The sequence below is a fragment of the Klenkia terrae genome (assembly GCF_900491935.1).
GTDB classification, from domain to species: domain Bacteria; phylum Actinomycetota; class Actinomycetes; order Mycobacteriales; family Geodermatophilaceae; genus Klenkia; species Klenkia terrae.
Genome location: NZ_UEXK01000004.1, coordinates 1427939 through 1448753, shown reverse-complemented (window position 1 = coordinate 1448753; position 20815 = coordinate 1427939). Strand labels below are relative to the sequence as shown.

Here is a 20815-nt window from a genome sequence, read left to right as displayed (position 1 = left end):
CGCCCCGTGACCGACCACAGCCACGAGCCCGCGACGGCGCCCCCGCTGGCCGCGCAGCTGCGGGCCCGCGGGCTGCGGCTGACCACCCAGCGGCAGCGCGTGCTGGCCGCGGTCGGCGCGCTCGAGCACGGGACGCCGGAGGAGATCGGGTCCTGGCTCAAGGAGCAGGCCGGCCCGGACGGCGCCGCCCCCGACACCTCGACGGTCTACCGGAACCTCGAGCTGCTGGAGAAGCTGGGCCTGGTCTGGCACACCCACCTCGGCAAGGGCGCGCCGGTCTACCACGCCGCCCAGCACCCGCACCTGCACGTCGTCTGCTCCGGCTGCGGCCGGATCGACTCGGTCGACCCCGCGGTGATGGACGGCGTCGCGGAACGTCTGGCCGCCGACCTGGGTTACACCCTCGACGTGGGCCACGTGGCGCTGTCCGGCACCTGCCGGGACTGCCGTGCGGCCGGATCGGAGTCCTGAGGTGCCATCCCCCCTGCTGTCCCGCCCCGCCGCCGTCGCCGCCGAGGGCGGTGAGGTCGCCGCGCACTACGGCGAACCGCTGCCCGAGCAGCGCCGTGCCGCCGAGGGCGTCGTGCTGGTCGACCGCAGCGACCGCGACGTCGTCGCCGTCCCGGGGCCCGACCGGCTGACCTGGCTGCACAGCCTGCTCAGCCAGCACCTCGAGCGGCTGCCCGACGGCGCCGGCACCGAGGCGCTCGTGCTCTCCCCGCAGGGCCACGTCGAGCACCACGTCGTGGTCGCCGAGCTGGCCGGCACCACGTGGCTGGACACCGAGCCCGGCACGGGCGCGGCGCTGGCCGGCTGGCTGGACCGGATGCGGTTCATGTTCCGCGTCGAGCCCGCGCTGGTCACCGAGGCGTGGGCCGTGCTCACCCTGGTCGGGCCGCGCACCGACGAGGTGCTGACCGCCGCCGGCCTGCCGGTCCCGGCCGCGCCGTACGAGGTGCTCGCGACCGACGGCGGCTGGGTCCGCCGGATGCCCCCGCTCGGGGACGGCGTGCCGACCGTGGACCTGCTGGTGCCGCGCGCCGAGCTCGACGCCCGGGCCGACACCCTCCTGGCCGGGGGGGCGGTGCTCGCCGGGGTCGACGCCCTGGCCGCCCTCGCCGTCGAGGCGCACCGCCCGCGGCTGGGCACCGACTCCGACCACCGCACCATCCCGAACGAGACGCCCTGGCTGCAGACGGCGGTGCACCTGGAGAAGGGCTGCTACCGCGGCCAGGAGACCGTCGCCCGGGTGCACAACCTGGGCCGTCCGCCGCGCCGGCTGGTGCTGGTGCACCTGGACGGCATGGAGGAGCACCTGCCCGAGCCCGGGACGCCGGTCACCGCCGGCACCCGCGAGGTCGGCCGGCTGGGCACCGTCGTCCGGCACCACGAGCTGGGCGTCGTCGGCCTGGCGCTGGTCAAGTCGGCCACCCTGGAGAAGGGCGCGGCCGACCTCCGGGTCGGCGGCAGCGTCGCCGTCGTCGACCCCGACGACCTGGTCGTCACCACCGACGACACGGTCGCGGCGGCCCGGGAGCGCGTGCGGGCGGTCCGGTCTGCGACGATCGGTCGGTGACCACGGGGACGGCGACGCGAGGGACCCGCGCAGGGACGCTCATCACGCTGGCCCCCACCGGGGCCGAGTCGGCCAAGGCCGACGTCCCCGCGCTGCCGGTCTCCGTCGACGAGGTGGTCTCCACCGCCCGCGACTGCGAGGCGCTCGGCGCCGCCGTCGTCCACCTGCACGTCCGCGACCTCGACACCCGGCCCACGCTGGACCTGGTGCGGGTGCGCGAGGTCGTCGACGCCGTCCGGCAGTCCACCGACCTCGTCGTCCAGCTGTCCTCGGGCGGCGCAGTCACCGACCCGCTGGCCGACCGGGTCGCCGTGCTCGACGCCGAGCCGGACGCCGCCTCGCTCTCGCTGGGCACGGTCAACTTCGGCCGCGACGTCTTCAGCAACCCGTGGGACCTGATCGTCGAGCTGCACACCCAGATGCGCGACCGCGGCATCGTCCCCGAGTACGAGGCCTTCGACCTGGGCCACCTGGCCACGCTGTCCCGGCTGCTCGACCGGCACGGCCTGCCGCACGGCGGGCACGTGCACGTCGACCTGGTCATGGGCGTCCCCGGCGGCATGCCCGGCACCACCGGCGCGCTGGCCGCCTGCCTGCCCGCGATCGACCCGTCCTGGACCTTCGCCGCGACCGGGGTCGGCAGGACCTCGCTTCCGGTGATGCTGGCCGCGCTGTCGGCCGGCGGGCACCTGCGGGTCGGCATGGAGGACACGCTGACCTACGCCCCCGGCGAGCCGGTGCGGGACAACGCCCAGCTCGTCGCCCGCGCCGCCGGCCTGGCCCGGATCGCCCAACGACCCGCCCTGACCACCACCGAGGCCCGCGAGCTGCTGGGCATCCGCGCACCCCAGGAGGCATCCCGATGACCGCTCCGTCCTCAGCCGGTGGCACCGCCGTCGACACCCTGCTCGCCCCGGCCTTCCTCGAGGGCATCGAGCAGCGCGGCATGCTCGACGTCCGCGCCCTGCGCCGGCAGGCCGAGCAGTCCGAGGTCGACCTCTCCTACACCCGGCGCCTGCTGCAGGGCCGGCTGGACATCGTCCGCCGGGAGCTGCAGCGCCGCGCCGAGCACGACGGCCGCTCGCTGGTCGACCTGCTGCCCGAGATCCTCTCGGAGAAGGGCCGCGGCCCGGCGCACGGCCTGGGCCGGCACCAGACGGTGCAGCCCAGCGACCCGGTCGCCCTCGAGCACTGGGTGAACTCGCTGGCCCCCGGCGTCGACCTCTCCGACATCGCCGACCTGCCCGACGACCAGCTCGAGACCGCCGCGCGCGCCCTGGCCGCCGGCGAGCGCGGGCTGTCCGAGCGGCGCCGCGGCGTGCAGGACGTCATGGACTCCCTGGCCGGCGAGCTGGGCCGCCGCTACCGCGACGGCGAGGCCGACGTCGCCCAGCTCCTCGCCGCGGAGGGTCGCCATTAACTTCCCGGACAACCCTGTCCTGGTCGAGGTCTGGCGGTCGGGCTTCTTCGAGTCGGCCCACCGCGGGTCGCTGGTCGTGCTGGACGCCGACGGTGCCGTGACCCACGCGGTCGGCGCGGTGGACGTGCCGACGCTGCCGCGCTCGTCGAACAAGCCCGTGCAGGCCACCACCTACCTGGACGCCGGGTGGGTGCCGCGGTCGACGCAGGAGCTGGCCATCGCCGCCGGCTCGCACTCCGGGGAGCCCGGGCACGTCGAGCTCGCGCTGGCGATGCTGGCCGCGGCCGGTCTCGGCCCCGACGACCTCGGCTGTCCCGCCGCGCTGCCCTCCGACGAGCGGGAGCGGGCCACCTGGCTGGTCGAGGGCCGCGCGCCGGCCCGCGAGGCGATGAACTGCTCGGGCAAGCACGCCGCGATGCTGTCGGCCTGCGTCGCCGCGGGCTGGCCCACGCAGGGCTACCTGGACCGCGCGCACCCGCTGCAGCAGGCCATCGAGGCCCGCCTGGGCGAGGCCGGCGGCGAGCCGGTGAGCGCCGTCGTCGTCGACGGGTGCGGTGCCCCGCAGCACGCGCTGTCGGTGACCGCGCTGGCCCGCGGCGTCCTGTCGCTGGTGCAGGCCGAGCCGGGCACGGCCGGTCGCTCGGTCGCCGACGCGGTGCGGGCCCACCCGTGGCTGGTCGCCGGCACCGGCAAGGACGACACCCTGCTGATGGGCGCGGTGCCCGGCTTGCTCATGAAGGGTGGTGCGGACGGCGTGCACGTCGCCGCCCTCCCCGGCGTCGGCGCGGTCGCGCTCAAGCTGGACGACGGCGGCGACCGCGGTCGGATGCCCGCGCTGTGCGCCGGGCTGGCCCGCCTGGGCGTCGACGCCGAGCTGCTGGCGCCGTTCGCGGTGACCCCGGTGAGCGGTGGCGACGGCGTGGTCGGCGAGGTCCGGCCGTCCGCCGCACTGGTCTGAGCGGAGTCGCTGCGCATCGTTCCCCGAGCGCTGCGACTCCATGAGCGGTTCGTCACACTGCTAGCACCTGTGCTTGCAGGAGCTAGCACCCTGGGTTAGCGTCGTCGGTGTGCAGAACCCGTCGGAGATCGTCAGCTCGGTCCGCGAGAGCGTGACCAGTGCCGTCGAGTCCGCCGCTGCCGAGGCGACCACCGTGTCGACCGCGGTCAGCTCCCAGGTGGGCGACTTCATCCGCACCCAGCGCAACGCCGCCCAGGTGTCGTTGCGCGAGCTGGCCCGCACCGCCGGGGTCAGCAACCCCTACCTCTCGCAGGTGGAGCGGGGACTGCGCAAGCCGTCGGCGGAGATCCTGGCCCAGATCGCCCGGGGCCTGAAGATCTCGGCCGAGACGCTCTACGAGCAGGCCGGGATCCTGGACCGCCGGTCCGGCACGCCCGACACGGTCACCGCGATCCGGTCGGACCCGGCGCTGAGCGAGCGGCACAAGAACGTGCTGCTGGACCTCTACGAGTCGCTGGCCAGCACCCCCGTCACCCCCACCCCGCAGACCTCCCAGGAGGAGTCCCCATGAGCACCACCGAGACCCGCGACCGCACCAAGAAGCGCGCCGCCCGCACCGCCGACGACGCCCGGCTGACCGCGAAGTCCGCCACCGACCTGGTCGTCGAGGCCGGTCGCACCGGGGTGCTGGCCGCCATCGGCGCCGGCGACGTCGCCGTCGGCACCGTCCGCTCGGTGCTGGGCACCGTCCGCAGCAAGGCCGAGGCCCTGCCGGGCGAGGCCCAGGTGCAGGCCGACCTGGCCGCCAAGGAGGTCCGCACCCGGGCCGAGGGCGCCCGCGACAAGGCGTTCTCCGCCGTGAGCCAGGCCCGCGGCAAGGCCGAGGTCGCCGCGGACCGCGCCCAGGGTGCTGCCCGCCCCGAGGCCGTCAAGGGCACCGTCGCCGAGGGGCGCGGCACCGTCGTCGGCCTGGCCGAGGCCGTCCGCCAGCAGGCGCTCAGCACCGTCTCCGGTCTCGCCGCCCGCGGCGAGGAGGTCGTCGAGGACCTGCGCCGCCAGCCCGGCTTCCGCTCCGTCGTGAGCCGCGCCGAGCGCTCGGTCGACGCCGTCGAGGACGCCCTCGAGGACGTCCTGGACACCGCCGACGAGACCGTCGCCGCGGCGTCGGACAAGGCCACCTCGGTCGCCCAGAAGGCCAAGAGCCAGACCAGCAAGGCCGCCGCCGAGGCCAAGGACGAGGTCCGCACCGAGGCGCGCAGCACCAAGCGCACCGTGCGCTCGACCACCGGACCCAAGGCCACCGCCCCCAAGGCCCCGGCCAAGCGCACCGCGCGGAAGCCCGCGGCCGGGCGGCCCTCGCCCCTGGTGCCCCCGGCCAAGAGCGCTGCGGCGAAGGACACCGCGCCGTCGGCCAGCAGCACCGCCCCCTCGGCGTCCAGCAACGCGCCGTCGGCCAGCAGCTCGGCGCCCTCCTCGAACTGAGGAGACCCGCCCCGCCGTCAGGGCCCGCAGCCTCGCGCTGCGGGCCCTGACGCGTGTCCGCGGTCTACCCTGGCGCCATGCCGGCCTTCGACAACGCCCTGTTCGCGGTCATCACCTATGCCGTGCTCGGGCTGGGGGCCTGGGCCACCGTCGACGCGATCATCCGGCCGGCCGCCGGCTACGTCGCCGCCGGCAAGCTGAGCAAGCCCGCCTGGGTGGCCATCACCGCCATCGCGACGCTGGTCGTCTACGGCATGGGCGTGATGTCGTTCCTGGGCCTGCCGGCGATCGTCGGGATCATCGTCTACCTGGTCGACGTCCGGCCGGCGCTGCGTGGCCTGCAGTCGGGCAACAGCAGCTGGTGACCCACCCGCGGCTCAGCCGCGGGGCATGACCGCCCACAGCACCAGGTAGGCGATGAACTGCGGCCCCGGCAGGACGCAGGAGACCACGAAGGCCACCCGGACGACGGTGCGCGAGAGGCCGAAGCGCCGGGCCAGCCCGGAGCACACCCCCGCCACGACCTTGTGCTGGGTGTCGCGGGAGAATCTGCGGGACGCCGGAGAGGTCATGGCTACACCGTAAGGCGACTGCCTGGACGGTGCCTGGGCAGATCAGGCGAAGATGCCCGCCGGCGGCTCGGGCGAGGGCACGGCGGTCGCGTCGGCCACCGGCAGCGCCGTCCCGACGAACGCGGTGAGGTCGACCCCCGCCACGACCCGGGACGGCATCGGGTCCCCGGCGCAGCGCCGGGTCAGCGCGGCGACCGGCAGCTCGGCGTCCGACGCCACCGCCACTGTGTTGCCGTGCCGGCGCCCGCGCAGCGTGCCGGGCTCGGCGACCAGCAGTACGTGGCCGAACACCGCGGCCAGGGTGGCCGCCTGCGTGCGCAGGAAGCGCAGCGGCGGTCCGTCGGAGACGTTCCACGCGGTCACCCCGCCCGGGCGCAGCACCCGGGCGACCTGGCCGGCGAACTCCGTGCTGGTCAGGTGCGCCGGCGTGCGGGCACCGGCGAAGACGTCGACCAGGACGACGTCCGCGCTCGCGTCGGGCAACGCCTCCAGCCCGGCCCGGGCGTCGGCCGCCCGGACCCGGATGCGCGCGCCCTTCGGCAGCGGCAGGTGCTCCCGGACCAGCTCGGTCAGCGGCTCGTCGAGCTCGACCACCCGCTGGCGCGAGCCCGGCCGGGTCACCGCGACGTAGCGCGGCAGGGTCAGCGCGCCGCCGCCGAGGTGGACGACGTCCAGCGGCACACCCTCGTCGGCGGCCAGGTCGACGACGTGGCCCATCCGGCGCACGTACTCGAACTCCAGGTGCTCGGGCTCGTCCAGGTCGACGTGGGACTGCGGGACGCCGTCGAGCATCAGCACGAAGGAGCGGTCCCGGTCGGCGTCGCCGAGGATCTCGGCCACCCCGCCGGCGGTCGGCACCCGACCGGGGAGCAGCGGGTGCTCGGGGCCGCTGGTCCGGCGCTCGCGTCGGCTCACGACGGCGCGACCGCCGACCAGCGCACGGTCACCTCGCCGTGCCGCCAGCGCCGGCTGGACCCGACCAGCGGCCAGCCCTGCGCGGCCATCGCCTCGACCGCGGCCACCCAGCGCTGCCGCGGGCCGAACGTCGACAGCCCGGCCGCGGCGGCCCAGCAGGCGTCGAGGGCGGTCAGGAAGGCGTGCACCGGCTGGCCGGGCACGTTGTGGTGGATCAGCGCCTTGGGCAGCCGCTCGGCCAGGTCGGAGGGCCGGTCGATGTCCGAGGGCCGGACGGCGAGGGTCAGGGTGAGCGGCCCGGAGTCGTCCAGCGCCACCCAGCACGCCCGCCGTCCCCACTCGTCGCAGGTGCCCTCGACCAGCAGGCCGCCGGGGCCCAGGGCGGCGCACATCGTCGTCCAGGCGCGGGCGGCGGACTCCTCGTCGTACTGGCGCAGCACGTTGAACGCGCGGACCAGGACCGGGGACAGCCCGGCCAGCTCGAACCCGCCGAGCCGGAAGTCCACCCGGGGCGGGTCCCGGTCGTCGGCCACGGAGGCGACCCGGTCGGGGGCGATCTCCAGCCCGACGACCTCCAGGCCGGTGACCTCGGACCCCAGGCGGTCGACCAGCTCCAGGGTGGTCACCGCCGACGCGCCGTAGCCCAGGTCCACCACGAGCGGGCGGGCGGCGTCGCGCAGGCGGGGGACCTGGGTCGCCACCAGCCAGCGGTCCACCCGGCGCAGGCGGTTGGCGTTCGTCGTCCCGCGGGTCGGCAGGCCCAGCGCGCGGGCCCGGCCGGCGGCCAGCCGGGGTTGCTTGCGGGTGGGGGGCAGCACCGCCTTGCGGGAGTGGTCGCTGCTCACCGGTCCGGAGGGTAGTCGCGCGGCGGTTAGCGTGGAGCCGTGCAGGTGCATCAGGGAACCCGACTGGCCGAGTTGACCACGCTGGCGGTGGGCGGACCCGTGGACCGGCTGGTCGAGGTGCACGACGCCGACGAGCTGGTCGCCGCCGTCCGCGACGCCGACGCCGCCGGCCGGCCGCTGCTGGTGCTCGGCGGTGGGTCCAACGTGGTCGCCCCCGACGCCGGGTGGCCCGGGGACGTCGTCGCCGTCCGGTCCCGGGGCGTGGTCCGCACCGGGGACGCCGTGCAGGTGCAGGCCGGCGAGCCGTGGGACGACCTGGTGGCGCACACCGTCGCGCAGGAGCTCGCCGGCATGGAGGCGCTCAGCGGCATCCCGGGCAGCACCGGGGCGACGCCCGTGCAGAACGTGGGCGCCTACGGCCAGGAGGTCGCGCAGACCATCACCGCCGTCCAGGTCCTCGACCGCCGCGACGGCTCGGTGCGCACGCTGACCCCCGTCGAGTGCGGCTTCGGCTACCGGGACTCCGCGCTCAAGCAGCACCCCGGGGTGTTCGTCGTCCTCACCGTGACGTTCGGGCTGCAGTCCTCGCCGCTGTCGATGCCGGTCGGCTACGCCGAGCTCGCCCGCCGGCTCGGCGTCGAGGTGGGGGAGCGGGCGCCGCTGGCCGACGTCCGGGCCGCCGTCCTCGAGCTGCGCCGGGGCAAGGGCATGGTGCTGGACCCCGCCGACCCCGACTCCCGCAGCGCCGGGTCGTTCTTCACCAACCCGGTGGTGCCGGCCTCGATGGCCGTGGAGGGCTGCCCCAGCTGGCCGGCCGGCGACGACGTGAAGCTGTCGGCGGCGTGGCTGGTGCAGCACGCCGGGTTCGGCCGCGGCACCCGGCAGGGCCACGTCGGGACGTCGTCCCGGCACTCGCTGGCGCTCACCACCGAGCCGGGTGCGACGGCCGACGAGCTGCTCGCCTTCGCGGGGAAGGTCGTGGACGCCGTCCGGGACCGCTTCGGCGTGACGCTGGTCCCCGAACCCACCGCCGTCCGACCCTGAGGCCGCGCTCGAGCCCGCCGCTCAGGACTCGCGGTGCACCTTGTGCTGGGCGGCCTGGGCGCGCGGGCGGACCACCATGAGGTCGATGTTGACGTGGTGCGGCCGGGTGACCGCCCAGGCGATGCAGTCGGCGACGTCGTCGGCGACCAGGGGCTCGCGGACGCCCTCGTAGACCTTGGCGGCCTTCGCGGCGTCGCCGGTGCGGTTGAGCGCGAACTCGTCGGTCTTCACCATGCCGGGGGCGATCTCCACGATCCGCACCGGCTCGGCGACCAGCTCCAGCCGCAGGGTCTCCGCCAGGGTGTGCACGCCGTGCTTGGCCGCGGTGTAGCTCGCCCCGCCCTCGTAGCTGACCAGGCCCGCGGTCGACCCGACGAAGACGACGTCGCCGGCGCCCGACGCCCGCAGGGCCGGCAGCAGGGCCTTGGTCACCCGAACGCTGCCCAGCACGTTGACCTCGAAGGACCGGGTCCAGGAGTCCAGGTCTGCGTCGGCCACCGGTGCCGCGTCGAAGGCGCCGCCGGCGTTGTTGACCAGCACGTCCACCCGGTCCAGCGAGGCGACCAGCGCGGCCACCGAGTCGGCGTCGGTCACGTCGAGCTCGACCGCGCGGCCGCCGATCTCCCCGGCGAGCTCGGTCAGCCGGTCCATCCGCCGGGCCCCGAGGACCACGGAGAAGCCGTCGGCGGCGAGCCGGCGGGCGGTCGCGGCGCCGATCCCGCTGGACGCGCCGGTGACGACGGCCACACGTCCGTCGCCGGGGAAGGGGAGGGCTCGAGTCTCGGCAGGCATGGGCCCAGTCTGCTGGTGCAGGATGGGGTGTCGCAGAGGTGCCCGCCGGGGGCGCCCGGCGGGGAGGAGTCGACGTGCCTGCTCGGCGCCCGCTCCGCCCTGTGGGCCCCTGGCACCCCCGCCCGCCGCAGGTCCGCCGGGTGGCCACGCTCAGCGTGCACACCAGCCCGCTGGACCAGCCCGGGGCCGGGGACGCCGGCGGCATGAACGTCTACGTCGTCGAGGTGTCCCGCCGGCTGGCCGCCCGGGGCATCGCGGTGGAGATCTTCACCCGGGCGACGTCGTCGGACCTGCCGCCGGTCGTGGAGATGGTGCCCGGGGTGACCGTGCGGCACGTGTCCGCCGGACCCTTCGAGGGCCTGGGCAAGGACGACCTGCCCGCCCAGCTGTGCGCCTTCACCGCCGCCGTGCTGCGCGAGGAGGCCCGGCACGAACCCGGCTTCTACGACGTGCTGCACAGCCACTACTGGCTCTCCGGGCAGGTCGGCTGGCTGGCCCGGGACCGCTGGGGCGTGCCGCTGGTGCACTCGGCGCACACCCTGGCCAAGGTCAAGAACGCCGCGCTGGCCGAGGGCGACGCCCCCGAGCCCATGGCCCGGGTCATCGGCGAGGAGCAGGTGGTCGCCGAGGCCGACCGGCTGATCGCCAACACCGTCGAGGAGGCCCGCCAGCTCGTCCGCTGGTACGACGCCGACCCGGCGCGCACCCTCGTCGTCCCGCCCGGGGTGGACCTGGAGCGGTTCACCGACCGCCGGGACCGGGCCGCCGCGCGCCGGGCGGTCGGCGTGGCCGACGACGCCCTGGTGCTGCTGTTCGTCGGCCGGATCCAGCCGCTCAAGGCCCCCGACGTCCTCCTGCATGCCGCGGCCCGGCTGCTGGCCGACGAGCCCGCGCTGCGCGCCAGGCTGCAGGTGCTGGTCGTCGGCGCCCCCAGCGGCAGCGGGCTGGCCGAGCCGCGCCAACTGCAGGAGCTCGCCGTCTCCCTCGGGATCGCCGACGTCGTCCGGTTCGTGCCGCCGCAGGGCCCGGCGGCCCTGGCCGACCACTACCGGGCCGCCGACGTCGCGGTCGTGCCCAGCCACAACGAGTCCTTCGGCCTGGTCGCCCTGGAGGCGCAGGCCTGCGGCACCCCGGTGGTCGCCGCCGCCGTCGGCGGGCTGCCCACGGCCGTCGCCGACGGGGTCTCCGGCGTGCTGGTCGACGGGCACGACCCGGCCGACTACGCCGCCGCCATCCGCAAGGTCGTCGAGCAGCGCGAGGTGCTGTCCGTCGGTGCCCGCCAGCACGCGGAGTGCTTCAGCTGGGACCGCACCGCCGGGTCCCTGGTCGAGGCCTACACGGCGGCCATGGGCGAGATGCGGGCCGTGGTCCGCTCGCCCCGGGACCGGGTGCGCGACGCCGTCCGGGCGTTCTCGGTCGGGGGGACGGCGCGGTGAGCGTGCTGCCCGAGCTCGAGGCCCTCGTGGACGCCGCGCTGCGCGACGCCGAGCTGGTCTACGAGCACCCGGCGCCGGGGCGGTTCCTGGTCGACCTGCCCGGCACGAACAAGCTCAAGACGGTCTGCGGGCTGGTGCTGGGCGAGCACGGTCTGCGGATCGAGGCGTTCGTCTGCCGCCAGCCCGACGAGAACCGCGAGCAGCTGTGGACCTGGCTGCTGCAGCACAACGCGCGGATGTACGGCGTGTCCTACTCCATCGACACCGCCGGAGACGTCTACCTGACCGGTCGGCTGTCGGCCGCAGCGGTCACCGCCGAGGAGATCGACCGGCTGCTCGGTGCGGTGCTCAGCTACGCCGACGACCACTTCAACACGATGCTGGAGATCGGGTTCGGCACCTCGATCCGTCGGGAGTGGGCCTGGCGGGTCAAGCGGGGGGAGTCCCTGCGCAACCTCGAGGCCTTCGCGGACTTCGTCGAGCGCGGGGGACCGAGGCGGCCCCACCGGGCTACCGGCGGCGCTGGTGGGTGCTGACCACCATGATCGTCTGCCTGCTCGTGGTGATCATGGGCAACACGGTGCTCAACGTCGCCCTGCCCACCCTGCAGCGCGACCTGTCGGCCACCCAGAGCCAGCTGCAGTGGGCCATCGACGCCTACATCCTGGTCTTCGCCGGCCTGCTGTTCAGCTGGGGCGTGATCGGCGACCGGATCGGCCGCCGCCGGGCGCTGCTGATCGGGCTGGGCATCTTCTCGCTGGGCTCGGTGCTCGCCGCGTTCTCCGGGTCGGCGCAGGAGCTGATCGCCTGGCGTGCGCTGATGGGGGTCGGTGGTGCCGCGGTGCAGCCGGCCACCCTGGCGGTGATCAGCAACGTCTTCCCGGCCGGCGAGCGCAGCCGGGCCATCGGTATCTGGGCCGGCGCCGCCGGCATCGGCATCGCGGGTGGCCCGCTGGCCGGTGGCCTGGTGCTGGAGCACTTCTGGTGGGGTGCGGTGTTCCTGCTGGGCATCCCGGTGGCCGCGGTCGGCGCCGTCGGCTGCGTGACCCTGGTGCCGGAGTCCCGGGACCCGGCGCCGGGCCGGCTCGACGTCCCCGGGGTGCTGCTGTCCATCGCCGGGCTGGGCTCGCTGGTCTTCGGCATCATCCGCGGCGGCGAGGGGGTCGGCTGGACGACGCCCGGCGTGCTCGTGCCGTTGCTGGGCGGCGTCGTCCTGCTGGTGGCGTTCGTCTGGTGGCAGCGGCGGACGACGCACCCCGCGCTGGACGTCTCGCTGTTCCGGCTGCCGGCGTTCTCCGCCTCGGCCGCCGCGCTGGCGCTGAACTTCTTCGCCCTGCAGGGCGCCACGTTCTACCTCGTCTACTACCTGCAGGGCGTGCTCGGGTTCTCCCCGCTGCAGTCCGGGGCGACCCTGGTGCCGATGGCGGTGGCCATCGCGCTGGCCTCGCCGCGGGCGTCGGTGCTGGCCGACCGGTTCGGCGCCAAGCTGGTGTGCGCGGCCGGCTTCGGGCTGATGGCCTCGGCGTTCGCGGCCAACCAGCTGCTGGACACCGACCCGCCGATCTGGCTGGTGCTCGTCGTCCTCTTCGTGCAGGGGCTGGGCCTCGGGGCGGTGCTGGCGCCGGCGACCGAGTCGATCATGAGCGTGGTGCCGCGGGAGAAGGCCGGCGCCGGGGGAGCGGTGAACAACACCGTCCGCCAGGTGGGCGGCGCGCTCGGCGTGGCCATCCTGGGGTCGCTGGTGGCCGGGGTCTACGCAGCGCGGCTGGGCGATGCCGTGGACGTGCTGCCCGCCGACGCCCGCGAGCAGGCCCGGCAGTCGGTGGTGGCGACGCTGGAGGCGGTGCGGTTGGCCGGCGCCGGCGCGCAGGGGCTGGTCGACCCGGCGCGGCAGGCGTTCGTGGAGGCCATGCACGTCACCGCGGTCGGGACGGCGGCCTCGGCGGTGGTCGCGGCCGTCGTGTGCCTCGTCTGGCTGCCCGGCCGCCGCCGTCCCTGATCGGCAACCACATGGTTGACGACCGGCGCCTCGCGGGCTAACGTCTTCTGCAACCGAACGGTTGAGGACGGAGGGGTGATGGCCGACCAGCTCTCCCGGGTGTTCGCCGCCCTGGCCGACCCCACCCGGCGCGACATGGTCGCCCGGTTGACCGTCGCCGACGCCACGGTGGGCGAGCTCGCGGCCCCCTACGACGTCAGCACCCAGGCCGTCTCCAAGCACCTCAAGGTGCTCGAGGGTGCCGGCCTGGTCACCCGCGGCCGTGCGGCGCAGACCCGCCCGGTCCACCTGGAGGCCGAGGTGCTGGACCTGATGACCGCCTGGATCGAGCGCTACCGGCGCCGGGCCGAGGAGCGCTACACCCGCCTGGACGCCGTCCTGGCCGAGCTCGACACCACCGAGGAGGACCTGTCGTGACCACCACCGCCCCGCAGGCGACCATCGCCGCCGACGCGGCGCTGCCGCTGATCCGCATCACCCGCGACTTCCGCGGCACCGTCGCGCAGCTGATGCGCGCCCACCTGGACCCCGAGCTGTTCGCCCGCTGGGTGGGCCCGAACGGCATGGACACCCGGGTCGACCGCTGGGACGCCCGGGACGGCGGCGAGTGGCGCTACGTCGCCGGCCGGGACGGCGAGGAGTACGCCTTCCGGGGCTGCTTCCACCGGATCGGCACCGACACGATCGTGCAGACCTTCACCTGGGAGGGCATGCCGGAGGACGTCTCGCTGGAGACGCTGCGCTTCGAGGACCTGGGGGAGGGGCGCACCCGGCTGCACGCGCAGTCGCTGGTCGACTCCTTCGAGGGCCGCGACGCCTGGCTGCGCAGCGGCATGGAGATCGGCGTCGACCAGGGCTACGCCAAGCTCGACGCGCTGCTGCTCGACGCGCCGCTGGTGCAGGCGTGAGCGCCGCGGACCGGCACGCCCGGATCGCCGGCCGCTTCGGCGCGGTGGTCGGCGGGGTCACCGACTGGACCGCACCGGCCCCGGTCGAGGGCTGGACGGCGGCCGAGGTCGTCGGCCACCTGGTCGAGTGGCTGCCCGCGCTGCTGGCCGCCGACGACATCACCCTGGCCGTCGACCGCACCGGGGACCCCGCGGAGGACTGGACCCGGCACGCGACCGCCGTCCAGGCACTGCTGGCCTCGCCGCGGGCGGCCGAGCCGTTCACCCACCAGCACCTGGGCACGCTGCCCCTGGGTGACGCGGTCGACCGGTTCTACACGACCGACGTGCTCTTCCACACCTGGGACCTGGCCACGGCCAGCGGTCAGGAGTCGGGCCTGGACGAGGCGGAGTGCGCCGAGCTGCTGGCCGGCATGCAGCCGATGGACGAGATGCTGCGCCAGTCCGGCCAGTACGGGCCCAAGGTCGCCGTGCCCGACGACGCACCGGCCGTCGACCGGCTGATGGGCTTCCTGGGGCGCGACCCCGGACGGTGAACCGGGGTGGCCCGACGGCGATCGGCCACGTACAAACGGTGGGGGTCGTCCACCACCGCGGCCGTCACCGACGAGGAGGACCGATGGCCGCCCGGAACCGCCGACCGCTGCTGCGCGCCACCCTCGGGGCGCACCTCGCCGGCGAGGTCGATCCGATCGCCACCACCGAGGCCGCCCGGGGGGTGGCCTACGCCCTGGTCGACCGGGCCCGCGCCACCGATGACCCCGAGGTCACCCGGCGGCTGGTCACCCTGGCCGACGACCAGGGCCTGGACGAGCTGGCCGAGCTGTGGGCCGACGCCCCGGCGATCTCCCTGCCCGGTGCGCTGTGGCGGCTGTACCTGCTGCGGGCCTGGGTGCAGCGTGACCCGGTCTCGGCGGCCCGTCAGTTCGAGGCCGGCCGCGGGCGCGTGCTGCCCCGCGAGGTGGTCGCCGGCCTGGCCGACCCGCCGGGCCCCGACGGCGTGCGCGACCTCGCCGACGCCGTGCTGACCGGGGTTTTCGAGGGCGACCTGGACGTCGCGCTGGACCGCGCCGCTGCCTTCTGCTGGGTCGTCGCGGGCGGCCGCGCCGCGCACGCCGACGAGCTGGACGACGTCGACGGCGAGCAGGCCGACCGGGTGACCCGCACCGGCCACGCGCTGGCCCGCACGGCCGACCAGCTCGCCGCAGCGGCCCGCCGCTGGCGGGCGGGCACGCTCACCTGAGGGCTGCACCGTGGCCGACGAGACCGAGCTGCGGGGGCGCACCCGGGCGCTGACCGGGGTCGTGCTCGCCTCCGCGCTGGTCTACCCGCTGCTGGCCTGCGCGGTGCAGCTCGCCTTCGCCCAGTTCCTCACCGGGGACGTGGGCGCGGCGGTCGGCTGGGGGACCGCGACGGTCGCGCTGTGCGTGGCCGTGGTGGCGGTGATCCGGTGGAGCACCGGCCGCCGGGTGCGCAGCCCCTGGTTGCTGGCCGGGCTGGGCCCGCCGCTGCTCCTGGAGCTCTGGCTGGCCTGGCCCCTGCTCGCCGGCTGAGCCGTCGGGCAGGATGGACGACGTGACCGGAACTCTGGTGCTCCTCCGCCACGGCGAGAGCGAGTGGAACAAGGCCAACCTCTTCACCGGCTGGGTCGACGTGTCCCTGTCCGAGAAGGGCCGCGCCGAGGCGACGCGGGGTGGTGAGCTGCTGGCCGCCGAGGGGCTGCTGCCCGACGTGCTGCACACCTCGCTGCTCAAGCGGGCGATCACCACCGCCGAGCTGGCGCTGGCCGCGGCCGACCGGCAGTGGATCCCGGTGACCCGCTCCTGGCGGCTCAACGAGCGGCACTACGGCGCCCTGCAGGGCAAGGACAAGGCCGCCACCCTCGCCGAGTACGGCGAGGAGCAGTTCATGACCTGGCGGCGCAGCTACGCCACCCCGCCGCCGCCGATCGCCGCCGACGACGAGTACAGCCAGGACGCCGACCCGCGCTACGCGTTCCTGCCGCCGGAGGCCCGGCCGGCCACCGAGTGCCTGGCCGACGTCGTCGTCCGGATGCTGCCGTACTGGTACGACGCGATCGTGCCGGACCTGCGGTCCGGCAAGACGGTGCTGGTCACCGCGCACGGCAACAGCCTGCGGGCGCTGGTGAAGCACCTGGACGGCATGGGCGACGACGAGGTGGTCGGGCTGAACATCCCCACCGGCGTCCCGCTGCGCTACGACCTGGACGACGACCTGGTCCCCACGAACCCCGGTGGCCGGTACCTGGACCCCGAGGCGGCCGCCGAGGCCATCAAGGCAGTGGCGGCCCAGGGCAAGAAGTGAAGGACCCCTGACGACGAAGGGCCCCGGGACGACGTCCCGGGGCCCTTCGTTGTGGTGCGGTGCGCTAGCTGGCGGCGGCGACCGGGAGGGGGCGCTCGCCGGTGACCAGGTAGACCACCCGGCGGGCGACGCTGACCGCGTGGTCGGCGAAGCGCTCGTAGTACCGGCCCAGCAGGGTGATGTCGATGGCCGACTCGATGCCGTGCGGCCAGTCGTTGCCCAGCAGCTCGCGGAACAGCTGCTGGTGGTTGCGGTCCATGAGGTCGTCCTCGGCCTCGAGCTGGACGGCGGCCTCGATGTCGCGCTTGGCGATGATCGTGCCGGCCTGGGCGACCAGGCTCTCGGCGATGTGGCCCATGTCCAGGAAGACCGGGCGGACCTCCTGCGGCACCGCGTGGTCCGGGAAGCGCATCCGGGCGACCTTGGCGATGTGCTGGGCCAGGTCGCCCATCCGCTCCAGGTCCTGCACCGTGGCCATCGCGGTGGTGATCGCCCGCAGGTCGGTGGCCACCGGGGCCTGCCGCGCGAGCAGCGTGAAGCAGCGCTCGTCGACGTTCTCCCGCACCCGGTCGATGTGCTGGTCCCCGGCGATGACCAGGTCGGCCAGGGCCACGTCGGCGTCCAGCAGGGCCGTGGTGGCCTTGCTCATCGCCGAGCCGACGGAGTTGGTCATCTCCACCAGGCACGTGTTGATGTCGTCGAGTTCTTCCCGGTAGCTGTCGCGCACGGTTCCCCTCCAGGTCTGCCGGGCGGGCGGGCCCGGGGCAGACGGCGTCGTCGGGCGCGGCGCAACCGGCTGGTTGCGGCTCGGGCGCCCGGGGACGAGCCTAGGGACTGATCGGTTCCCGCGCCGGGGCGCGCAGGTGAACGACGGCCCACCGGCCCGTGAACACTCCCTCCCGCGGGGGGTGATCACCCCTCCGGAGGCCGGGCGCGGGCCCCCCGGCGGCCTAGCATCGAGGCGTGCACCCGCTGCTGTGGCCGGCGCCCGGCCTCGTGCTGGGCGGTGCGGTCGGCGTCCTCGTCGCCCGCCTCCTCACCCGTGGTCAGCGTCCCGACCCCACGGGTCCCGCGCCGGACTACCTGCCCGGGTCGCCCACCCCGGTGGACGACGAGACCGTGCTCGCCCGCCGGCTGCTGGACCTGATGGACCCCGCCGTGGTGCTGCTGGACCTCTACGACTCGGTGCTGCTGGCCAACCCCTCGGCCCGTGCGCTGGGCATCGTCCGGGGCTCCCGCCTGCTGGTGCCCGGTCTGGTCTCCGTGGCGCACGAGGTCCGCCGCAGCGGGAGCCGGCGCTCGGACGTCCAGCTGCCCGGGGACCTGGTCGGCACCGGGCCCCGGATGGTCGGCGTGCACGGCGTCCGACTGGACAGCGGCCCGGCCCTGGAGCGCGGCCCGGTCGCCCTCGTCCTGCAGGACGTCACCGAGGCCCGCCGGGTCGAAGCCGTGCGCCGGGACTTCGTCGCCAACGTCGGGCACGAGCTGAAGACGCCGGTCGGTGCCCTCCTGCTGCTCGCCGAGGCCACCCAGGGGGCGGCCGACGACCCCGAGACGGTGCAGCGCTTCGCCGCCCGGATGACCCACGAGGCCGACCGGCTGTCCCGCCTGGTCCGCGAGCTGATCGACCTCTCCCGCCTGCAGGGGGCCGAGCCGCTGCCCGAGCTGACCCCGATCGACGTGCACGACGTGGTGGCCGAGGCCGTGGACCGCACCCGGCTGGCCGCCGCCGCCAAGGGCATCGAGCTGGCCGTCGGCGAGCAGACCGGGCTGGTCGTGCGCGGCGTGGAGGCCCAGCTGGCCACCGCGGTGACCAACATGCTGGCCAACGCGGTCGCCTACTCCCCGGACGCCACCAAGATCGCCGTCGGCACCCGGGCGCGCTCGGGCTTCGCCGAGATCGCGGTCACCGACTCGGGCATCGGCATCCCGCGCGCGGACCGGGCTCGGGTGTTCGAGCGGTTCTACCGGGTCGACCAGTCCCGGGCCAGCGCCACGGGCGGCACCGGTCTGGGCCTGGCCATCGTCAAGCACGTGGCCACCAACCACGGCGGGTCGGTCACGGTGTGGAGCGAGGAGGGCCTGGGGTCGACGTTCACCCTGCGCATCCCGCTGGCCCCGGCCGAGCCCGACCCGATCCCCACCACGGACCCCGCGGGGATCTCCCGCGATCGTGTCGACGCGCTCCGCGCGGCCGTCACCCCGACAGATGTGCAGAGAGGACGGTCATGACCCGAGTGCTGGTCGTGGAGGACGAGGAGTCCTTCTCGGACGCGCTGTCCTACATGTTGCGCCGCGAGGGCTACGAGGCGGTCGTCGCCGGCAACGGGATCGACGCCCTGGCCGAGTTCGACCGCGGCGGTGCCGACATCGTCCTGCTGGACCTCATGCTGCCCGGCCTGTCGGGCACCGAGGTCTGCCGGACACTGCGGGCCAAGAGCGCGGTCCCGATCATCATGCTGACCGCCAAGGACACCGAGATCGACAAGGTCGTCGGCCTCGAGCTCGGCGCCGACGACTACGTCACCAAGCCGTACTCCGCGCGGGAGCTGCTCGCCCGGATCCGCGCCGTGCTGCGGCGGGGCAGCGAGACCGACCTGCCGGTGGACGCCGCGCTGGCCGCCGGTCCGGTGCGGATGGACGTCGAGCGGCACACCGTCGCCGTGGACGGCGAGACCATCTCGCTGCCGCTCAAGGAGTTCGACCTCCTCGAGCTGCTGCTGCGCAACGCCGGCCGGGTGCTGACCCGGGGCCAGCTCATCGACCGGGTGTGGGGCGCGGACTACGTGGGCGACACCAAGACCCTCGACGTCCACGTCAAGCGCCTGCGCGCCAAGATCGAGCCCGACCCGGCGACCCCGAAGTGGCTGGTCACCGTGCGAGGCCTCGGCTACAAGTTCGAGTCCTAGCCCCTCGGCCCCTGCGAGGGGGCCGAGGGGGTCCGGCTACTTCCCGCGGCCGGTCTCTTCCTGGAGCTCGTCGATCTTGATCGAGGCGTCCGCCTTGGTGATGTCCTCGGGGACCTCCTCGCCGGCCTGCTGGGCCAGCGTGGACAGGTAGCTCTTCTGCGCCCCGGTGGCCGGCTCGTCGCCGGTCACCCAGTCGGAGGGGTCCTTCTCGGCCGTGGGGTCACCGGGCTGGCCGGTGTTGACCTTCGAGTCTGATTCGCTCATGCGTTCGAAGCTACGCGGCGATGCGTCGGTCCGCTCGTCGATCATGGGCGGCCCCCGCCAGCCGGGCCCGGGCCTCCTCGATGCGCCGGCCGGTGAGGTAGACGTGCTCCCGCCCGCAGGGGCAGGCCACGGCGACCGCGACGACGCCGGGCCGGGTGCGCGGGTCGGCCACCGGCCGCACGAGCCGGTCGGCGACGAGCTCGTCGGAGCGGGTGGCGGGGCAGGTGATCAGCAGCATGCGACCAGCCTGGTGCGGCCCCGTCGTCCCCACGAGTGGCAGTCATGACCCCGATCGCCGATTTCCTGCCATGATGGTCGACGTGTCCCGAACCCTCGTGGTGAGCGTCCTCGCCGGCAACGGCACCCTCGGCGCCTTCGGGCTCGGCTCGGCCAGCGAGGTCTTCGGCTACGACAACACGCGCTTCGGTCTGCCGACCTTCGACTACGCGCTGGTCGCGGAGGTCCCCGGCCCGGTGCGGACCGACACCGGCCTCACCGTGCTCGTCGAGCACGGGCTGGACCGCCTGGCGGTCTCCGACGTGGTCGTGGTGACCGCTCGGCACGACACCGACAGCGCCTGCCCGCCGGCGGTGCTGGCGGCGCTCCGGGCCGTGCACGCCCGCGGCGGGCAGCTGATCAGCCACTGCAGCGGTGCCTTCGTGCTCGCCGAGGCCGGCCTGCTGGACGGCCGGCGGGCGGCGACGCACTGGCGGGTGGCCGACGACCTGGCGGCTCGGTTCCCCGCCGTGGACGTCGACCCCCGGGTGCTCTACGTCGACGAGGGCTCGATCATCACCGGCGCGGGCACGGCCGCCGGCGTCGACGCGCTGCTGCACTGGGTGCGCCGGGAGTACGGCCCCGGCGCGGCGAACGCGCTGGCCCGGGAGATGGTCGTGCCCCCTCACCGCGACGGCGGGCAGGCCCAGTACGTCGACACCCCGGTGGCCCGCTGCGAGGACGACCTGCTCGGCGACGTCCTGGGCTGGGCGCAGGAGCACCTGGCCGAGGACCTCACCGTCGAGGTGCTGGCCCGCCGCGCGCTGATGAGCCCGCGCAGCTTCGCCCGCCGGTTCAAGGACACCACCGGGACGACGCCGCACGCCTGGCTGCTGGCCCGGCGGCTGGCCGCGGCCGAGACGCTGCTGACCGACTCCGACGCCCCGGTCGAGGAGGTGGCCCGGTTGGCCGGCTTCGGGACGGCGGCCGGGCTGCGCGAGCACTTCGCCCGGCGGCGGGGGATCAGCCCGCGCGCCTACCGCCAGGCGTTCCGGACCCGCTTGGGCTCAGGTGGGGCGGCGGCGGTGCAGCTCGACGGGCACCGGGCGGGGGCTGGCGGGGTGCGGGGCCACCAGGCCGAGGTCGAGGCGGGC

Annotated in this window: 28 protein-coding genes; 21 read left to right on the top strand and 7 right to left on the bottom strand. The window is 75.3% G+C overall.

The genetic code is table 11. The features are described from left to right. The first annotated feature begins 6 nt into the window (after positions 1-6). From LFA75_RS07520 to LFA75_RS07485, 8 genes are all read left to right on the top strand, one after another. Complete coding sequence (locus tag LFA75_RS07520; RefSeq protein ID WP_225233028.1) at positions 7-471, top strand: Fur family transcriptional regulator; 465 nt, start codon at positions 7-9, stop codon at positions 469-471. Position 472: 1 nt separating this feature from the next. Further along, a complete protein-coding gene (gene ygfZ / locus LFA75_RS07515) occupies positions 473-1576 on the top strand; it encodes a CAF17-like 4Fe-4S cluster assembly/insertion protein YgfZ (protein WP_225233027.1) in 1104 nt (367 codons plus the stop codon). After that, entirely contained in the window at positions 1573-2442 is an 870-nt protein-coding gene (locus LFA75_RS07510; protein WP_225233026.1) for a BKACE family enzyme, read from the top strand. The genes ygfZ and LFA75_RS07510 overlap by 4 nt, the downstream gene beginning before the upstream one ends. Then, a complete protein-coding gene (locus LFA75_RS07505; RefSeq protein ID WP_225233025.1) occupies positions 2439-2996 on the top strand; it encodes an RsiG family protein in 558 nt (185 codons plus the stop codon). Before LFA75_RS07510 ends, LFA75_RS07505 begins: the two co-directional genes overlap by 4 nt. Continuing rightward, complete coding sequence (locus tag LFA75_RS07500; RefSeq protein ID WP_225236023.1) at positions 2992-3954, top strand: asparaginase; 963 nt, start codon at positions 2992-2994, stop codon at positions 3952-3954. Before LFA75_RS07505 ends, LFA75_RS07500 begins: the two co-directional genes overlap by 5 nt. A 109-nt stretch (positions 3955-4063) precedes the next feature. Next, positions 4064-4525 carry a helix-turn-helix domain-containing protein gene (locus tag LFA75_RS07495; RefSeq protein ID WP_225233024.1) on the top strand — a complete coding sequence of 154 codons (462 nt, stop codon included), beginning with the start codon at positions 4064-4066 and terminating at the stop codon, positions 4523-4525. Further along, a complete protein-coding gene (locus LFA75_RS07490; protein ID WP_225233023.1) occupies positions 4522-5436 on the top strand; it encodes a hypothetical protein in 915 nt (304 codons plus the stop codon). The genes LFA75_RS07495 and LFA75_RS07490 overlap by 4 nt, the downstream gene beginning before the upstream one ends. A gap of 77 nt (positions 5437-5513) precedes the next feature. Further along, complete coding sequence (locus tag LFA75_RS07485; protein ID WP_225233022.1) at positions 5514-5801, top strand: DUF2516 family protein; 288 nt, start codon at positions 5514-5516, stop codon at positions 5799-5801. Between the two features lie 12 nt (positions 5802-5813). Here the strand turns inward: LFA75_RS07485 and LFA75_RS07480 are convergent, their stop codons facing one another. From LFA75_RS07480 to LFA75_RS07470, 3 genes are read right to left on the bottom strand one after another with little or no spacing between them, the layout of a single operon-like run. After that, positions 5814-6008 carry a PspC domain-containing protein gene (locus LFA75_RS07480; protein ID WP_225233021.1) on the bottom strand — a complete coding sequence of 65 codons (195 nt, stop codon included), beginning with the start codon at positions 6006-6008 and terminating at the stop codon, positions 5814-5816. 42 nt (positions 6009-6050) lie between these two features. Continuing rightward, complete coding sequence (locus LFA75_RS07475) at positions 6051-6923, bottom strand: spermidine synthase (protein WP_225233020.1); 873 nt, start codon at positions 6921-6923, stop codon at positions 6051-6053. After that, a complete protein-coding gene (locus LFA75_RS07470) occupies positions 6920-7768 on the bottom strand; it encodes a class I SAM-dependent methyltransferase (RefSeq protein WP_225233019.1) in 849 nt (282 codons plus the stop codon). The genes LFA75_RS07475 and LFA75_RS07470 overlap by 4 nt, the downstream gene beginning before the upstream one ends. A 39-nt stretch (positions 7769-7807) precedes the next feature. Between LFA75_RS07470 and LFA75_RS07465 the strand changes: the two genes are divergently transcribed. Continuing rightward, complete coding sequence (locus tag LFA75_RS07465) at positions 7808-8812, top strand: UDP-N-acetylmuramate dehydrogenase (protein WP_225233018.1); 1005 nt, start codon at positions 7808-7810, stop codon at positions 8810-8812. Between the two features lie 21 nt (positions 8813-8833). Here the strand turns inward: LFA75_RS07465 and LFA75_RS07460 are convergent, their stop codons facing one another. Further along, entirely contained in the window at positions 8834-9604 is a 771-nt protein-coding gene (locus LFA75_RS07460; RefSeq protein WP_225233017.1) for an SDR family oxidoreductase, read from the bottom strand. Between the two features lie 140 nt (positions 9605-9744). Between LFA75_RS07460 and mshA the strand changes: the two genes are divergently transcribed. The 9 genes from mshA (at position 9745) to LFA75_RS07415 (ending at position 16272) form a co-directional block, all read left to right on the top strand. Continuing rightward, the gene (gene mshA, locus LFA75_RS07455; RefSeq protein ID WP_263639362.1) at positions 9745-11040 is read left to right on the top strand and encodes a D-inositol-3-phosphate glycosyltransferase; all 1296 of its coding nucleotides are present in this window, start codon (positions 9745-9747) and stop codon (positions 11038-11040) included. Beyond that, positions 11037-11576, top strand: a complete 540-nt coding sequence (locus LFA75_RS07450) for a type III secretion system chaperone family protein (RefSeq protein WP_225233016.1) — start codon at positions 11037-11039, stop codon at positions 11574-11576. Before mshA ends, LFA75_RS07450 begins: the two co-directional genes overlap by 4 nt. Next, complete coding sequence (locus tag LFA75_RS07445) at positions 11570-13039, top strand: DHA2 family efflux MFS transporter permease subunit (RefSeq protein WP_225233015.1); 1470 nt, start codon at positions 11570-11572, stop codon at positions 13037-13039. Before LFA75_RS07450 ends, LFA75_RS07445 begins: the two co-directional genes overlap by 7 nt. A gap of 78 nt (positions 13040-13117) precedes the next feature. Next, a complete protein-coding gene (locus LFA75_RS07440; protein WP_225233014.1) occupies positions 13118-13456 on the top strand; it encodes an ArsR/SmtB family transcription factor in 339 nt (112 codons plus the stop codon). Further along, complete coding sequence (locus tag LFA75_RS07435) at positions 13453-13947, top strand: SRPBCC domain-containing protein (RefSeq protein WP_225233013.1); 495 nt, start codon at positions 13453-13455, stop codon at positions 13945-13947. The genes LFA75_RS07440 and LFA75_RS07435 overlap by 4 nt, the downstream gene beginning before the upstream one ends. After that, positions 13944-14483 (top strand): TIGR03086 family metal-binding protein, encoded by a 540-nt coding sequence (locus LFA75_RS07430; protein ID WP_225233012.1) that lies wholly within the window; start codon positions 13944-13946, stop codon positions 14481-14483. Before LFA75_RS07435 ends, LFA75_RS07430 begins: the two co-directional genes overlap by 4 nt. A gap of 83 nt (positions 14484-14566) precedes the next feature. Beyond that, the gene (locus LFA75_RS07425) at positions 14567-15190 is read left to right on the top strand and encodes a hypothetical protein (protein ID WP_225233011.1); all 624 of its coding nucleotides are present in this window, start codon (positions 14567-14569) and stop codon (positions 15188-15190) included. A gap of 10 nt (positions 15191-15200) precedes the next feature. After that, entirely contained in the window at positions 15201-15500 is a 300-nt protein-coding gene (locus LFA75_RS07420; RefSeq protein WP_225233010.1) for a hypothetical protein, read from the top strand. Positions 15501-15513: 13 nt separating this feature from the next. Further along, a complete protein-coding gene (locus LFA75_RS07415) occupies positions 15514-16272 on the top strand; it encodes a phosphoglyceromutase (RefSeq protein ID WP_318249968.1) in 759 nt (252 codons plus the stop codon). 64 nt (positions 16273-16336) lie between these two features. On the opposite strand, the gene phoU is transcribed toward LFA75_RS07415, so the two are convergent. Then, positions 16337-16999: a phosphate signaling complex protein PhoU gene (phoU, locus tag LFA75_RS07410; RefSeq protein WP_225233008.1), complete on the bottom strand. Its 663-nt coding sequence runs from the start codon at positions 16997-16999 to the stop codon at positions 16337-16339. Between the two features lie 236 nt (positions 17000-17235). Between phoU and LFA75_RS07405 the strand changes: the two genes are divergently transcribed. Beyond that, positions 17236-18504: a sensor histidine kinase gene (locus tag LFA75_RS07405; RefSeq protein ID WP_225233007.1), complete on the top strand. Its 1269-nt coding sequence runs from the start codon at positions 17236-17238 to the stop codon at positions 18502-18504. Continuing rightward, entirely contained in the window at positions 18501-19181 is a 681-nt protein-coding gene (locus LFA75_RS07400) for a response regulator transcription factor (protein ID WP_225233006.1), read from the top strand. The genes LFA75_RS07405 and LFA75_RS07400 overlap by 4 nt, the downstream gene beginning before the upstream one ends. A 36-nt stretch (positions 19182-19217) precedes the next feature. Here LFA75_RS07400 and LFA75_RS07395 read toward each other — a convergent pair whose 3' ends face one another. Further along, entirely contained in the window at positions 19218-19445 is a 228-nt protein-coding gene (locus LFA75_RS07395) for a DUF3072 domain-containing protein (RefSeq protein WP_225233005.1), read from the bottom strand. A gap of 10 nt (positions 19446-19455) precedes the next feature. Further along, positions 19456-19683, bottom strand: coding sequence for a hypothetical protein (locus LFA75_RS07390; RefSeq protein WP_225233004.1), 228 nt, complete (start codon positions 19681-19683; stop codon positions 19456-19458). Between the two features lie 73 nt (positions 19684-19756). On the opposite strand from LFA75_RS07390, the gene LFA75_RS07385 reads away from it, so the two are divergent. After that, a partial coding sequence (locus LFA75_RS07385; protein WP_404820969.1) for a helix-turn-helix domain-containing protein occupies positions 19757-20815 on the top strand: 1059 nt, incomplete at its 3' end.

Bases quoted from the DNA above. Each gene is read 5' to 3' on its own strand.
- LFA75_RS07505 (WP_225233025.1), top strand. From the start codon at position 2,439: ATGACCGCTCCGTCCTCAGCCGGTGGCACCGCCGTCGACACCCTGCTC.
- LFA75_RS07490 (WP_225233023.1), top strand. From the start codon at position 4,522: ATGAGCACCACCGAGACCCGCGACCGCACCAAGAAGCGCGCCGCCCGC.
- LFA75_RS07485 (WP_225233022.1), top strand. From the start codon at position 5,514: ATGCCGGCCTTCGACAACGCCCTGTTCGCGGTCATCACCTATGCCGTG.
- LFA75_RS07480 (WP_225233021.1), bottom strand. From the start codon at position 6,008: ATGACCTCTCCGGCGTCCCGCAGATTCTCCCGCGACACCCAGCACAAG.
- LFA75_RS07460 (WP_225233017.1), bottom strand. From the start codon at position 9,604: ATGCCTGCCGAGACTCGAGCCCTCCCCTTCCCCGGCGACGGACGTGTG.
- LFA75_RS07440 (WP_225233014.1), top strand. From the start codon at position 13,118: ATGGCCGACCAGCTCTCCCGGGTGTTCGCCGCCCTGGCCGACCCCACC.
- LFA75_RS07425 (WP_225233011.1), top strand. From the start codon at position 14,567: ATGGCCGCCCGGAACCGCCGACCGCTGCTGCGCGCCACCCTCGGGGCG.
- LFA75_RS07415 (WP_318249968.1), top strand. From the start codon at position 15,514: ATGGACGACGTGACCGGAACTCTGGTGCTCCTCCGCCACGGCGAGAGC.
- LFA75_RS07400 (WP_225233006.1), top strand. From the start codon at position 18,501: ATGACCCGAGTGCTGGTCGTGGAGGACGAGGAGTCCTTCTCGGACGCG.
- LFA75_RS07395 (WP_225233005.1), bottom strand. From the start codon at position 19,445: ATGAGCGAATCAGACTCGAAGGTCAACACCGGCCAGCCCGGTGACCCC.
- LFA75_RS07390 (WP_225233004.1), bottom strand. From the start codon at position 19,683: ATGCTGCTGATCACCTGCCCCGCCACCCGCTCCGACGAGCTCGTCGCC.